16 protein-coding genes are annotated in these 14,584 nt (G+C 43.5%); 4 read left to right on the forward strand and 12 right to left on the reverse strand.

What is annotated here, in order from left to right:
• The first annotated feature begins 62 nt into the window (after window positions 1-62).
• Window positions 63-1,763, forward strand: a complete 1,701-nt coding sequence (locus PseudUWO310_RS01515; protein WP_142598427.1) for a tetratricopeptide repeat protein — start codon at window positions 63-65, stop codon at window positions 1,761-1,763.
• Window positions 1,764-2,047: 284 nt separating this feature from the next.
• On the opposite strand, the gene PseudUWO310_RS01520 is transcribed toward PseudUWO310_RS01515, so the two are convergent.
• The 9 genes from PseudUWO310_RS01520 to rpoD form a co-directional block, all read right to left on the reverse strand.
• Window positions 2,048-2,545, reverse strand: coding sequence for a YceD family protein (locus PseudUWO310_RS01520; RefSeq protein ID WP_142598429.1), 498 nt, complete (start codon window positions 2,543-2,545; stop codon window positions 2,048-2,050).
• The gene (locus PseudUWO310_RS01525) at window positions 2,545-3,084 is read right to left on the reverse strand and encodes a protein jag (protein ID WP_142598431.1); all 540 of its coding nucleotides are present in this window, start codon (window positions 3,082-3,084) and stop codon (window positions 2,545-2,547) included. Before PseudUWO310_RS01525 ends, PseudUWO310_RS01520 begins: the two co-directional genes overlap by 1 nt.
• Window positions 3,085-3,193: 109 nt before the next feature.
• Entirely contained in the window at window positions 3,194-4,495 is a 1,302-nt protein-coding gene (gene yidC, locus PseudUWO310_RS01530) for a membrane protein insertase YidC (protein WP_142598433.1), read from the reverse strand.
• Window positions 4,496-4,597: 102 nt separating this feature from the next.
• Window positions 4,598-4,996: a PH domain-containing protein gene (locus PseudUWO310_RS01535; protein WP_142598435.1), complete on the reverse strand. Its 399-nt coding sequence runs from the start codon at window positions 4,994-4,996 to the stop codon at window positions 4,598-4,600.
• Window positions 4,986-5,336 (reverse strand): ribonuclease P protein component, encoded by a 351-nt coding sequence (gene rnpA, locus PseudUWO310_RS01540; RefSeq protein ID WP_009626677.1) that lies wholly within the window; start codon window positions 5,334-5,336, stop codon window positions 4,986-4,988. Before rnpA ends, PseudUWO310_RS01535 begins: the two co-directional genes overlap by 11 nt.
• A gap of 109 nt (window positions 5,337-5,445) precedes the next feature.
• Window positions 5,446-5,586: a 50S ribosomal protein L34 gene (gene rpmH / locus PseudUWO310_RS01545; protein WP_009626678.1), complete on the reverse strand. Its 141-nt coding sequence runs from the start codon at window positions 5,584-5,586 to the stop codon at window positions 5,446-5,448.
• 124 nt (window positions 5,587-5,710) lie between these two features.
• Window positions 5,711-6,364, reverse strand: a complete 654-nt coding sequence (locus PseudUWO310_RS01550) for a DUF3782 domain-containing protein (RefSeq protein ID WP_142598437.1) — start codon at window positions 6,362-6,364, stop codon at window positions 5,711-5,713.
• 281 nt (window positions 6,365-6,645) lie between these two features.
• A complete protein-coding gene (locus PseudUWO310_RS01555) occupies window positions 6,646-7,128 on the reverse strand; it encodes a DUF29 domain-containing protein (protein WP_142598439.1) in 483 nt (160 codons plus the stop codon).
• Window positions 7,129-7,152: 24 nt separating this feature from the next.
• Window positions 7,153-8,337, reverse strand: coding sequence for an RNA polymerase sigma factor RpoD (gene rpoD, locus PseudUWO310_RS01560; RefSeq protein WP_009626829.1), 1,185 nt, complete (start codon window positions 8,335-8,337; stop codon window positions 7,153-7,155).
• A 419-nt stretch (window positions 8,338-8,756) separates the two neighbouring features.
• Between rpoD and PseudUWO310_RS01565 the strand changes: the two genes are divergently transcribed.
• Window positions 8,757-9,341 (forward strand): DUF2854 domain-containing protein, encoded by a 585-nt coding sequence (locus tag PseudUWO310_RS01565; protein ID WP_142598442.1) that lies wholly within the window; start codon window positions 8,757-8,759, stop codon window positions 9,339-9,341.
• A gap of 332 nt (window positions 9,342-9,673) precedes the next feature.
• Window positions 9,674-10,252, forward strand: coding sequence for an L-threonylcarbamoyladenylate synthase (locus PseudUWO310_RS01570; RefSeq protein WP_142598444.1), 579 nt, complete (start codon window positions 9,674-9,676; stop codon window positions 10,250-10,252).
• 47 nt (window positions 10,253-10,299) lie between these two features.
• Here the strand turns inward: PseudUWO310_RS01570 and PseudUWO310_RS01575 are convergent, their stop codons facing one another.
• From PseudUWO310_RS01575 to rimI, 3 genes are all read right to left on the reverse strand, one after another.
• Window positions 10,300-11,562: a peptidoglycan-binding domain-containing protein gene (locus PseudUWO310_RS01575; protein WP_142598446.1), complete on the reverse strand. Its 1,263-nt coding sequence runs from the start codon at window positions 11,560-11,562 to the stop codon at window positions 10,300-10,302.
• A 122-nt stretch (window positions 11,563-11,684) separates the two neighbouring features.
• The gene (locus PseudUWO310_RS01580) at window positions 11,685-12,272 is read right to left on the reverse strand and encodes a hypothetical protein (protein WP_142598448.1); all 588 of its coding nucleotides are present in this window, start codon (window positions 12,270-12,272) and stop codon (window positions 11,685-11,687) included.
• Window positions 12,273-12,680: 408 nt separating this feature from the next.
• Window positions 12,681-13,220, reverse strand: coding sequence for a ribosomal protein S18-alanine N-acetyltransferase (rimI, locus tag PseudUWO310_RS01590; RefSeq protein ID WP_142598452.1), 540 nt, complete (start codon window positions 13,218-13,220; stop codon window positions 12,681-12,683).
• Window positions 13,221-13,311: 91 nt separating this feature from the next.
• Between rimI and PseudUWO310_RS01595 the strand changes: the two genes are divergently transcribed.
• Window positions 13,312-14,322 carry a sulfite exporter TauE/SafE family protein gene (locus tag PseudUWO310_RS01595; RefSeq protein WP_223805492.1) on the forward strand — a complete coding sequence of 337 codons (1,011 nt, stop codon included), beginning with the start codon at window positions 13,312-13,314 and terminating at the stop codon, window positions 14,320-14,322.
• Window positions 14,323-14,584: the final 262 nt, after the last annotated feature.

The following is a 14,584-nucleotide window of genomic DNA, read 5'->3' on the forward strand; positions in this document are numbered from 1 at the left end:
AAAACCCTTACTGGGTTTGGCTTTCAATTCCCAAAAGTGTAGCCACACTTTTGGGAATTGGTATGATTTGTCCTAATTCAAGTGACTGTAGCTATAGTTCAGCCCACAAATCTAATTTAAATCCAATTCAAACCCTAGATTTAGGTGCGATCGCCTATGAATTGGGTAGAATCCAAGAGATATTTCACGCAATAATTTACGCAAGGACAGAATTAACTATGCGAAAAATATGGATGAGGCTTCTGGCTGGCTGCTTAGCGTTGTTGATTAATTGGACAACAACAGGGGCAGTATGGGCAGCTAGTTCCCCAAAAGCTGGAGATCCTAAGTTTCAGGGCGTACCGCTTCAGTGTTTTGTGTCCTTAGCTGACGCAGGGACATCCCCCGAAGCAAAGGTTGCTGCCTATACCGAAATTGCAGGTAAATATTTAGAATTGGGGCTTTTGGATCGATCCACAAAAGTTTTGCAGAAAGGCTTAGCCTCTGCCAACGATATTCCTAAGCCATCACTTCAAGCCTTTGCCCTATTAGATATTGCAGGACGATTGACCAAGGCTTCGCAACCAAAGTTGGCGATCGATTCCCTTGGTAAGTCTCTGGATATCGTTAAGGAATTAACCGATCCCGTGGATAAAGTTTTTGCGACTATCAAAATTGCTCAAGCCTATGGTGAAGCTGGCGATAAGAATAGTGCCCAAAAGCTGCTAATTGAGGCAAATAGGGAAACTCCCGAAATTATTGATGCCTACGTGAGATCCCGTGCTTTTGCCGCGATCGCCAATGCCTACACCGAAATTGGTGATGCGGCAAATTCTGAAGGCGCAATTGCGGCGGCAACGGATTTGTTACCGATGATCGAAGACCCAAATATCAAGACAAGAGCAAGGGTAGAGATTGCAGGTAGCTACGCACAGGCTGGCGATCATGCTAAGGCGGTGGCTTCGTTAGGTGTGGTTTTTGAAGAGTTTGATCAGATGCGCGATCGGGCGATCGCTTCTGCTAAGGATGCCGCTGATAAAGATGCTAAGAAATCCAAGCCTTCCCCAAATGCCAATGCCAAGGTAGCAAATAAAAACCTTAAGAATGTTGAGCCGAAAGAGGCGAAAGCTGTCCCCGATCCCAAGGTTGTGGAACAAACGGCAACCGTCAATGCTGAAATTTTAAAAACGCGATCGCTCTTTCTGATTGCTAATCAGTACTTAGTTTCCAAGCAGTACGATAAGGCTTTGGAAGTTATTGCTAACCTTGATGATCAATCCGTAGAAAAGAGCGTAGGTATTGCTAACGTGGCAATTTCCTATGTCAAGGACAAGAATAATGAAAAGGCTCTTCAACTATTCGATCAGAGTTTGCAAGGTTTAACAAAGGTTACCCCTTCAAGTGATGTGTTTACTCTATTGGTAGAAGTCGGTCGTCAGTACCAGATCCTGAAAAAGGCGGAACTGGCTAAAACAGTATGGGCTCAAGCCTTAACAATTGCTCAAAATTTCTCTCAACCAATCGATCGCCTTTTTGCGTTTAATATTATTGCCAGCAACTATGGTGAGTTTGGCTTAAATGAACTAGTCGAGCCAATTTTACAAGAAAGCTTAGCGATCGCTAAAACTGCACCCGATCCGAATATTCGCTCCAGAGCGCATTCGGATATCAGCAGTGTTTATTGGACGATCGGTCAACGTGCTAAAGCCAAGGAAATTGCGCAAACGGTTGAAAACCCCGCCGAAAAACTGCAACTTGAAAAGCTATTTGCTTGTGCGACATAGCAATTGCTTACCTAAAAAACAAGAATGGCGGTGCTTTGCGCCGCCATTCTTGTTTTGTACAGCTGCCGCCAGTTTTGTTAGGACAAAATCAAAAACCCAAAGAGAGTTGCCGCGCTCCGCGCGGCAACTCTCTTTGGGTTTTTATGTCCTGATACAGTTGGCGGCAGCTATATAGCTACAGTCACTTGACTTAGGAAAAATCAAACCCCAAGAATTGAATGGAGGCGCTTCGCGCCTCCATTCAATTCTTGGGGTTACACTTGGCAACAGCTATATTCAAATTTTTATTCAAATTTTAAGGAGCTTAGGGCTGCCCACCGCTTGTCTAAAGTCTTATCTGAATTTTCGTCAGGACGATCCGATATCTCAAGGGCGGGCGCATCGGGAGCAATCTTGGGATAGGGAATGGCTAAGATTAATTGTTCATACAGCCATGCCGCAGCATCGAAGTAACCATTGGGCGATAGGGACTCCACTAAGTCTCCAGTTTCTATTTCCCGTTCCTTGGGATACTCGCTTTCAGGTAACGGCTCAGCCAACCAAATCATCTCGGAAGTATCGATTACCAAACGATAGTTGAATTGTACCAATGTGCGATCGCAGGTTAAGGTGATGATCGTTGACGCTTTGGCAGTGACTTCAATAAATGAACCAACGTGGCGGACGCTCATAAAGCCTTGAACAGGGGTTAAGGTTTCTAGCCCCTCAATCGTTTCTTTAAATTCAAATTCCTCTGTGGCATTAACAGCCTTGGCAATCTGAGGTATGTATAGGTTTTCCATTAGCTCTGCACCAATTTAACGATTAAGTGACGATTTGGCTCCCTACCCTGACTGTGGGTTTCGATATCGGCAAATTCTTCTAAAAGTTGGTGAATATGGCGACGATCGGCTGAAGACAGTTGTTTAATAACAAATTCGGTCTTTGTCTCCCGCACTTGCTGTACGGCTTGATCTGCCAAGGATTGTAAATTGGCGAGGCGTTGCGATCGATAGCCATTTAATTCCACAGTATAAAAATTTCGGCTTTCCGCGTCTGCTGGCTCTGCCTGTAGATGTCGATTGAGCAGAACATTCGCCAAATACTGCAAAGAGTCAAGCACTAGACCATCTTGACCCGTTAGTCGCTGAATTTGCTGATCCTGCAAACCCTCAGTACTTATTTCTGCCCAATAGTTGTTAGAAGTGCCGACCTGTTCTGGGGCTGTGTCTGCGAGTCTGATATCTACCGAAGTTGCATAACCCATCAATCCCAAAAGCTCTTGCAACCAATTTGCACTTGCGGTTACGCTTGCTTTTGTATTTGCTGAAGTATCTTCCATAAACCCACTTGCCCCATCAAATATCTGTTCAATTACCTGTTCAATATTTTTGCAATATTGCCATAATTAATAATTAAAGTGGGCGGCACATTGTACCACCCACTTTAAATTAAGAGCCCTTCTTCTTTTTCTTAGAGTTCGATGAATTAGGCTCAAAAGGTATCGCGGACTTGGTAGGGCTCTTGCTATCCTTATCTTTGTCATCCACTAAGGTTGCTTTAGCTTTGGCATCAAAGGGAATCTTGCTCGTTTCCGCCTTGCTAGAAGCGATCGCCTTACCTTCAGCTTTAGAGCTAGCACCACCAGAACTAGCTGAAACTGCTACAAGCTTTTGTAAATTCTCAGGTAATGGTTCTTTGGCAACAATAAAAGCTTGCAAAGTTTGGAAAATATTGGCAATCAACATATAAAGCATGACTCCCGAGGGCAGAGGGAAAAACAAAAACATGCCAGAGAAAATAATCGGCGTGAGTTTGTTCATCGTTTCCTGCTGCGAAGATTCAGGAGTTGCATTAGCCATTTTAGGAGTAGAGCCACTGGATATGGATTGGTTCGCATAAAGACTTACGCCAAATCCTAATACCATGATCACAATGTCCCAGTTAATGCTGCCATCAGCATTTTTAACACCAGTTTTGCCAAGAGCCTTAATGAATAGGAAACCTTTATTAGAGGCAAGTCCGGGAACCGTTGCTTGTACTGTGACATCACCTGCTTGTTTGGCGATGACGGTTCCATCTTCTAAAACCTCAACCAAATCTTGACCTTTAGTGACTTTCCACTTGGTTGTCAGGTCAATATCTGGGTATTCATTGGATAAAGCATTAAAATCTTTACCTTCAGATGTCTGCAAAACGATTTTGGACTTTTCGCCGATCGCCAAGTTCGTACCGTTTTCTGCGGTTGCCAATACTGGATAATGAACGCGATCGGCAAAATAAACGTTTTGGCTAGGAGAGGTAAAGGGCTGATGTTGGATCTGCGCTGTATTTTCAGGAGCCGCAATCTGAAAATTTAAGGAATAATTAATATCGGCAAAGGGCGATCCCCTGAGGGTTGCAAACAGTGCAAACAGGATCGGTAATTGAATAATGGCAGGTAGGCATCCTGACAAGGGATTTCCAAACTCTTTGAAGTTTGCTGAGTTAACCTTGGCTAGCTCTTCTTGCTGCTTAGCGGGATCGCTCTTATAGCGCTCTTGAACTTCTTTGATTCTTTGTTGCATTACGGGGTTAGCAATTTTCATGCGTCGCATACTGCGAAGCTGATTAGCGCTAACGGGGAACAACACAAAACGTACAACTAACGTTAATGCAATAATTGCCAATCCATAATTCGGCACGATGCCGTAGAAAAAATCTAGGAAAGGCAACATTATGTTGTTGGAAAGAAAACCTACACCGAAATCCATTTTCTACTTTACTGTTGGGTTTGCATCCGAATGATAACGAATATCACTCATGAAAATTAGGATCGCCCAAGATTTAATTGTCGAGGACGATCCTTCAATATTTTAGGCTTTGCCGCCGATCGCGCCACTGATGTCTCGCGCTTTGAGGCTCAGCCTCGATTCAATATATTCGTACGTTTCGCGAAATTTTGGCAAGGATTTTAGCTCTAGACGAGAACCATCCTTAAGCGTGAGTACCATGTCTCCCCAACTGCCCAGACCACGGGGGACAGTAACAATCTTGGCGATCTCTGCATACACAACATCTGTACGGGTTTGCCCCATCCAACCACCTGTGACAGTAATACGTCGATTGGTGATTCTATAGCGCAACCATAATGCTCTCGTGATGGCAGCAATACCAAAGGGAATTGTGATCACAAAAATACTCATCAGCAAACTAATAATTAGATCGCCAATGTGAGGTGCGCCTTCGTAGTAAACTTCCTCATTAACTGCCATGCAAAACCTTTGCCCTTGCTAGTAAATTCTTTAGGTCATCCCAAAGTTCTTGATAACTTGGCTTGCTTTGAACAGTAGTCACTGTTACAACTATTTGCAATCCACATCTCAATTGTGACAGAAGTTGCCGAAAAATGGCGCGAAGTTGACGCTTAAATCGATTACGGGTTACCGCCAACTTGCTGACTTTTTTGCTGACAACTATGCCTATCCTTGTTAGGGGAATATTGCTGTCAAAAAGGATTCGCAGATTTAGGTAAGTGCCTCTATAGCGATCGCCATTAGCATATACTTTTGCGAAATCTTCTCGCCGCCGCAGACGGTTTTGATTAGGAAGCACTAGAGATTATCAATTGCAAATCAAATAAAATACAAAATAAAAGGCAAATTGCGAATTAAATCTGGCATTAGCGCATCGGAACGATCAAAACGATCAATTAGATGATCGCCTATACGGTGGTGAGGCGAACTCTACCTCTGCTGCGGCGAGCCTTAATTACTCGTCTGCCTGTGGGAGATTCCATTCTGGCACGAAATCCAGAGGTGCGCTTCTTTTTGCGGACACTACCGCGTAGAGTACGTTTTGTCATAACCGTTACTTACTTATTTAGTTTCAAAGGATGTCATTTTTTCACAGGCTTTTAATCATAACACTTATCCTGAGCCTATGTATAGTTTTAGTAAGACAGTCTAAGAACTTATTTTCAGCTTTTTTTACCAATAAGATGGTTTGAAATCTTCGTCATTAGCGATCGCTACACTATCCCCTGATGGCTTAATTACAAACAAGCCTTGACGATAGGCATAGCGATCTATACCTTCATTAATTTCTATGCCTGCAACTGCGCCATAGGCTTGATAGTCTTTGTAATGGGGAAAAGAAATTTTGAAACGATTGAGCTTTTCGATAAATTCATCAACATCATCTTTGGAAAGTCGAGATTTGCACTCTACTAATACCAACTCAGTATCATCAATGGCTAAGATGTCGATCTCCATTGCTGCACCTTGTCGCTTGGTTCGTGCACGCGGATATACCTCTTTAACATCAATGCCTTTTTCTTGAAAAAGTCTTAAAACCGCAGGTTCAACTAGCTCCTCCACAAAACGCCCCCAACGAGTAGTTAGCGCATCAATGGCTTTGCTAGTACGTTCAACTGTACGCTCTAATTTTGCTAAGCTTTTTTCGCGCTCAGCAATAAGTCTCTCTAGTTCAGCTCTAGATTCTGTGGCGCGGCGATCGCTTTCAGCAAAACGGCGATCGCTTTCAGCAAAACGGCGATCAGCTTCAGCTATGCTCTTGTCTAATTTTTCTTGAGATCTTTCAAATAATTTATAAATGTCTTCAATAGTTACAGGGGTTGTCATTTTTGTGAGCTTTTAATTTTCTGAAACTATTATATTTAATTCTTTTTTAGATCTTCGCTATAGCTGCGCCAACCAGTATGAACTCTTTTCGTAGGGACATAATCTCCGCTCACAAGTAATGCCATTAAATCCGCAATAACATCATTACTCCAATAACCAGCATGAGCACTGCCATTCCTAAAGCCTTCCAGCATGACCTTGACCGAAACGTGGCTCCTGATTCTGCTCCATTAGGGTGCGTCCAAAGAAATTGATCGAAAAATTGATCGGTACATAGAAACTTATCTGCTTTGCTTTTCCCAGAAATCAATAGTTAATAATGCGTCAATATCGCGACTAAATTGCCATGTATCAGGAAAATCTATGGACTTATAACCTGTATTTCTTCTAACTATGCGTAGAGCATCATCAAAGGCATCCTGAAATAGCTCAGGACTACTAGCATAATTTCTTAAACTCGGTGACTGCTTGAGAATATCTCTAAGGGCATTGCGTGTTCTATCAATGGTTTCCACCCAGCCTGCATAGTCATATTCACTTTTGACATAGCAACGCTTTAGCAAATGCTCGATTAGCGTAGTCAATCTTTGCTTTATTTCCCGTCTATCCCTACCAGCCAAGCCTTCTAACTCCTCCACTAAATTTTCAATATCAAGATTTTGAAAATTACCAGCTTTTAACTGGGCGATCGCCTCTTCTAACCAGAGATGAAGATCGCGATCGTAGAGGGAGGTTTTAGAAGGTTTAGGTAAGGCTTGAGTCATAGTAGATACTCAACAGCGAATAAATTAGCGAATGTACTCTTTTAAAACGCTATTGCGGTTAGGATGGCGCAACTTGCGGAGAGCCTTGGCTTCGATTTGGCGGATGCGTTCGCGAGTAACGTTGAAGATTTGTCCAATTTCTTCGAGGGTCTTCATGCGTCCGTCATCTAAGCCATAGCGGAGCCGCAACACATCGCGCTCTCTAGGGCTTAGAGTACCTAACACGCTTTCGAGGTCTTCGCGTAGGAGACTCTTCGCAACTTGATCGTCTGGAGTTTCACCTTCGGACTCAATGAAGTCGCCGAGGCGGGAGTCTTCTTCCTTACCAATGGGAGTTTCGAGAGAGATCGGCAACTGGGCAGATTTGGCGATAAAGCGGAGCTTTTCGATCGTCATTTCCATGCGGGTGGCGATTTCCTCCTCGGTGGGCTTACGACCCATTTCTTGAGAGAGTAGCTTGGTAGTTTTCTTAATCCGCGAAATGGTTTCGTAAAGGTGGACTGGGAGGCGAATAGTACGGGATTGATCGGCGATCGCACGGGTAATGGCCTGACGAATCCACCATGTCGCATAGGTCGAGAATTTATAACCCTTTTCATGGTCGAACTTCTCGGCGGCACGGATCAAGCCTAAACTACCCTCTTGGATCAAATCTTGGAAGGATAAACCGCGATTCATGTACTTTTTGGCGATCGATACTACTAGACGTAGGTTCGACTGCACCATTTTGTCCTTGGCTCTGCGACCAGAATGGAGGCGTTTGCGAAATTCGCCGAGGGGCATTCCCATTTTGATTGCCCATTCTGGTTCGCGGACATCATCAGGATGACAGTCAGCCTCAGTGGCTAATTCTTCGCGTTTTAATTCTAGTTCCAGTAGGTCGGCAATTTTACGCGCTAACTCAATTTCTTCATCGGCGCGGAGTAGGCGGATACGACCGATTTCTTGCAGGTAAAGGCGGATCGAGTCTTCGGTAAAATGTTTTTTCTTAGTCTGGCTAGCTCTTTTTTTTGCCCCCCTTGCTTTGCCAGTTTTGTCAGGGTCATCATCAATGTCTGCGTCCTCATCTGAGTCATCAATTAAATCGTCCTTGTCGAGTTCGATATCATCATCATCTTCAAGGTCTTCTTCAATTTCTTCAAGATTTCCGCCAAGTTTGCCAACAGGCAACTTGATTTCAATAGGTAGGTCGATGGCTGTTTTGCTCATGCCAGATTCCTCAGATCCGTACTGTCTAAAACTTTTTCTACGGGGATTTACACCTAGATGATTGTAGCTTGTCAAATATAAAAATGGTGATTTGAGCTACTTAGAATTATGAAAATCCTGTCTAAGGGTCAATTTACAATTCTTGCGTTTAGTCAAATCGGTGCAAATCCTACTTATACATTTATAGTCTAACGATGGCAACCCGACTACAAAAAATTTTTTGACATGAGAATTTAAATAACTATAGCAACGTAAAAGATATCTAGGACGAATCAAAACCCCAGAGATGATTGGCGGCACGAAGCGCCGCCAATCATCTCTCGGGTTTTGATTGCTATAGAATGGGGCAGATCCCCAAGAGATTTAGAAAATAGATGCATTTAACAGATACATTTGTTAAGTATTATTAAATTTTGATCATGCTTAAACTTAATAAGATATCTCTAGCTTCCATCGGTTTGTTTGTTGGTGGAATTCTTTTTGTCGTGGGTTTTTGGGCTTACGCTAAAGGTAATTCCACGCTGAATCTGATCGGATTTTTCTATGGTTTTCCTATCCTCTTAGGGGGCTTTGCATTTAAGTCTTCGGAAGTCAAACCAGTACCTGTGGTTGTTTCTCTATCAGATGAGGTTTTAAATTTACGCAAGGCACAAGAAACTTCAACCCAAAAGCAGCTACGCCAAGATGTAACTCGGTATCGCTACGGTATTAAGGCCCATTTAGATGAGGTTTTAGAAAAATTGGGTATGAGTCCTACCGATGAAGAACGTCCTATCTTGGTGGGGATCTATGAAGAAATTTCTCAGGCAGAGGAGACTAAGGGTGCTTACAGTTTGGTTTTACGTTTCCGATCGCCTTTGATGGACATTGCAACTTGGCAACAAAAACAAGATAAATTGACGCGATTTTTTGGTCCTGGGATCGTGGCGGTTGTGGCGGAATTGGAAAATAAAGAGTTTGATTTACGTTTGATTTCAGAAATTCCAGCGGTAATTGGTGCTTAATTCCCAAAAGATAGAGGCGGCGCTTGCGCCGCCTTTATCTTTTGGGTTTTGATTTTGTCCTAATGGGACTGGCAGCAGCCATATAGTAATACCAATTCCCAAAATGGCGTTGCCATTTTGGGATTTTAAAACCCTTACTGGGTTTGGTTTTTAATTCCCAAAAGTGTTGTCACACTTTTGGGAATTGGTATAAGAGATAGATATGTGGCGGCGCGAAGCGCCGCCACATATCTATCTCTTGGGAAACGCATCCCGTAGGGGATCGCTTTGATCGCAACGCAAAAATCTACAAATGATTTAGGATTGCTATATTTAGATATTAAGTAGGAATTGTGGCTTTAGTTTCTTTAGCGGCTTTGGTGGCAGGGGCGAGATCGGGGAAATTGGTGAGTTTTCCTACCGATACCGTGCCTGCTTTGGCGGTGCGTCCCGATCGCAGTGCAGATATTTATACGCTCAAGCAGCGATCGCCCGATAAACCATTAATTTTAATGGCGGCTAGTTGGCAAGAGTTTTTATTGTTTTTGGATATAGACCATCCAGAGTTAGAAACTTGGGAACGGACTGCCCACCAATATTTTGCTGGAGCAGTGACTCTAGTTTTGCCCGCGAGCGATCGCGGTTGTCAGCTCAATCAAGGTTTTCAAACTTTAGGGGTGCGAATTCCCGATCACCAAACGGCGATCGCCATTTTGCAGCAAACAGGAGCAATGCTGACTACCAGTGCCAATAAGAGTAATGAACCGCCTTTACGCAGTATGACCGAAATTAATGACGCTTTTCCCTCGGTCATGACTCTCGGCGATGGAATTAGTATTACCGAACCATTGGGAAGCGGGTTGCCATCGACTGTAGTGGAATGGACGATGAATGGTTGGGTAGTTCGTCGTCAAGGGACGGTGAGGTTTTAAATCAAAAAGTGCGCCTCGCGCACTTTTTGATGGATTTAGTGATGGATTTAGATGGTTTGCCAATCTCGCGAAAATTGCTCTAAGTTCGCCGAGGTTAGTTCCTTTTCCAGCCATTGTAGAGCCGTGATTTGACTGGGAAACTGTTGGCTGTCGTAGTCTTGGAATACATCTACCAAGGAAATTGCGATCGCATTCTGTCCAGAAGCAACTGACCACCGCTGGAAAAACTGCTGCATGGTCAATGCAGGTAAAGCATTTTGCAGATTTTCTAGAGCCGTGATCTGATTAGCCGAGCGCTTAAAAACCTTGACAGCATCGCTGAGATTGATTAGTTGCAATGGAGGATTGCTCGTGTCACTGGGTTGGCTAGGCGTAAATGGCGTGGTCGTAGTGCCAACCCCTGCATTGAGATTTGACCAATCTTGACGGAATTTAGCAAGAGCCTGTGACGATATTTGCCCTTGCAACCACTGCAAGGCAAGATTTTGATTGAGCATCTGAGCAAGATTGTAACCACTGAGGGCATCTGGTAGTGATGTGGCTGTGGTTGCCAGTCCAGACGCGGTTTGCCAACGCTGAAAGAATTGTTGCAAGATCTCTGGCGTGATATTTGCTTGCAAATTGTTAAGCGCCGCAGTTTGATTGGGTAAGCGCCCACGGCTATAGCTATTTGCGGCATCAGTTAGACTGATTGCACTAGCAGGGGGTGTTGATGAGGAGGTGGGATCGCTAGTAGCGATGGGAGTACCCTCCGTCGGTACGAAAATTGACGGCGTGGCGGAAGGTGTGGCGGAAGGCGTTGCCGAAGGTGCGGGGGCTGGTGAGGGCGATGGACGCACAATTTCAATCGTGGTCGGTGGAGTGGGCGTAGCTACCGCGATCGCAGGTGCTTGAAGCTTTTTCCATGTTTGTTCGCCGACTTTGCCATCAACGGTCAACCCATTGGCTCTCTGAAATGCCACGATCGCATCCCTCGTACCAACGCCAAAGTCACCATCGATCCGACCTTGATAATAGCCCTTGTCTTTAAGCAATTGTTGAGCTTGGGCTACAGCCGAGCCCTTAGATCCTGGCAATAGGGTTGGTAGAGTCTGGGCAGTCGAGACAGCCCGAAGTTTAGCCCAGCTAGAACTGCCCACAATGCCATCGGCTACCAATCCATTAGCCTGCTGAAATTTCAGGACAGCATTGGTTGTGCCAGCACCAAAATCCCCGTCAATGCTGCCACTATAAAATCCTTTGCCTTGGAGAAGTTGCTGCAACTCAACTACATCACTACCTTTACTACCTTGTCTTAATATCGAGTCCATAGTTAGCTCAAATTTCTCAAAGTTGACAATCTTTAAATTCAATGCAATTCACAATCTAGCGATTTTCATTTAGAAATGTTATTTAGTAACATTTCTAAATGATGAATTTAGAAATGGGGAATTTAGAAATAGAGTACACGAGCATCTAAGCCCTGCGATCGCAAGAAATATTTCAAAGATTCAGCGGCATCGCGATTGGCATAGCCGCCAGCATATACATAGTTACCGCGATTTGACTTGGCGACAAAGGCGCTAGGAATAAACTGCTGTACTTGAGATAGGGTGGTCGGGGATTGCACAGGAACAGCCGTAACGTAGCGATATTGTGCTAAATTCTCAAGGTTATTGGTGGGGATGTAGCTCGGTAGCGCTACATAGGGTGAAGTATTCGTATTTTGAGCTTGTACGGTCTGAGTAGTTTGATAACCCTGCTGGGCATCTACGCCGCGTTTTTGGAGTTCTTTGGTGACAAAATCTGCGGTTGATGTATCAAAGGAGCCAGCAACAATGGAGGTTTGCCCATTAACTGAGGCAACCACTGGGTTAGTTACAACTTGTCGAACAACATTCAAAGTTGCGGGATTATTGCCTGCTATGTAGACAACTATATTTCCTAATTGTGCATTGGCACTTGTGCTTGCTATATTCCAAAAGCCGAAACTTGCGATCGCTAAGCCAATAGCTTTCTTCACCCAGCCAGATATCTTCATCGTTTTTAGACCTTATAACCCTAAAGCGACTTAATTGCTCATAAACCTAAACTAATTCTATCGTAATTAGTAAAAGCAGAGATATGCAGAGATATATCGATATATAGCTGTTATATAGCTGTCTCTAGTCTTGCTAGGACGAAATTAAAACCCAAAAGAGGATTGCCGCGCTCCGTGCGGCAATCCTCTTTTGGGTTTTACAGCAATTTTTGATCAAAAGAACCACAAGAAACTTTTTGAAAGTGTTGCTTCGCAACACTTTCAAAAAGTTTCTTGGTTTGGATTTGAGCGCAAAGCGCTGTATGTCCTGATAAAGTTGACGGCAGTCATATATAAGTCATATATAGCTGTCGCCACTCGCGTTTTACCTATTTCCAAAATGGCAACGCCATTTTGGAAATAGGCGTACTATAAATTCCAGCCCTTGGCTAATAAATTTGTGGAGATGGACTCATGCCATTGCTCAAGCAATAAACCAAACTCCTCTGTATGCAATCCTTTGCACCAGAGCATCAGGGCATCTTCGCCTGTTACTTCATAGTAATTAGGTCTTCTCCCAATTTCCTTAAAACCAAAGCTTTGGTAGAGGGCGATCGCTACATAATTGGATGCTCGTACTTCGAGAGTCGCCCATTCCAAATGGCGATCGCGAGATTTTTTGAGTAGCCCCCAGACGATCGCCTTACCAAATCCTTGCCCTTGATATTCGGGACGCACTGCTAAAACGGTAATATGCGCTTCTTCAAGCACAGACCATAAACAACCGAATCCTAACAATTCGTGATTTTCCGTAGTTAAGCCCAGTACAACACTGCTGGGATTGTTGATTTCCCTTTGATAGGCTTCTAAGCTCCAGAAATCTCCTAAGCAGGCACAGTCGATCGCCCTGAGTTGGGATAAGAAATTGCGATCGATCTCACTTAGGTAGATTCTGGTCGATGGATTCATAGGTTGATAAATAATTTAGACTTAGCACAAAGCTCCATGTATCCTACCCCTATCCAAATCCCCAAATTAACGAATTATTAACGAATTATTAATGTCTATGTCAGAAATCATGCCAACTATCTATCTCAGCATAGTTAGTTTCTTTGCTTGGATAGTTAGCACGTTAGCAGGTGGTGGTAGTCCCTTTGTTTTAATCCCATTAGTCAATCTCTTGATGGGGGCTGCCTCGGTTCCACCTGTAATTACGATTGGTATGTTTTTTGGGAATGCCCATCGAGTTTTACTGTTTTGGCGCGATATTGACTGGAAATTAACGGCTTGGTATGCTCCTGGTGCAGTTTTGGGGGCAATTCTTGGTGCATATACCTTTACCCGAATTCATATTGACGGGCTGCAAATAGTCATTGGTATATTCCTGCTGATCAGTGCAGTTTTGTTTGAGTTAGAAAAAAGCCCAGATACCAAAAACGTAGCTAACTCTGCATCTCAGCCTGATTTAAATAATTTAAATAATTTAGATCCAGATAATTTAGATCCAGATAATTTAAATCCAGATAATTTAAATCCAGATAATTTAGAAACAAAATTGACCGCTTTGGCGATCGCTTCTGAAGAGACTAGCGATTCCCAAGAAACTAAAGAATATGGAAAATCTGGAGTTATTGAAATTCCTAATGCAAATCAAACCGAGACTCAAGGGCAAATGCCTAAACCTAAATTTAAGCTCGAAGCATGGCATATTATGCCCGCAGGCTTTCTGAAAGCCTATGTATCGGGGCTAGTAGGGACAACGGGACCAGTGCTCAATCCTTTTTATCTACGTTATGGCTTGCTCAAGGAGCAAATGATTGCGACTAAAGCTGCCCATATGACGATTATTCACGTCTTCAAACTGATTACTTATGGGCTACTAGCAGCCCTGTCGCAAGAGCAGGCGATCGCAGGTTTAGCGATCGGCTTAGCGGCAATACCTGCTAACCTCGTGGGCAAATATATCCTCAGTCGTATGAGTTCTCAGCAGTTTCGGCAGATTGTTTTGGTATTTATGGCTGTAGGCGGGATCTGGATGCTTTGGGGACAAAGGAATTTGTTTTTGAATTAACGTGAGTTCGGGATAATTTGAAACGGGATTTGAGAAAGGGTTTGCTACGCAAACTCTTTCTCAAATCCCAAAAGTAAAAGCCTTATTTAGTTATGCCTAATCACTTTAAGGGCGTTAAATCTGTTTTCTAAATTACAAAGTTCGACAAATTATGTGAAGATATTGTGTAAATAGGTGGATAATACCCAAAAATATACCTAAGGCATAGCTTTAAGTTTAGTTAAAAGTTTGGTTAAAGGGAGTGAGATCCGTACCTATAGAA

The sequence above is a fragment of the Pseudanabaena sp. UWO310 genome, assembly GCF_006861605.1.
Lineage (GTDB): Bacteria > Cyanobacteriota > Cyanobacteriia > Pseudanabaenales > Pseudanabaenaceae > Pseudanabaena.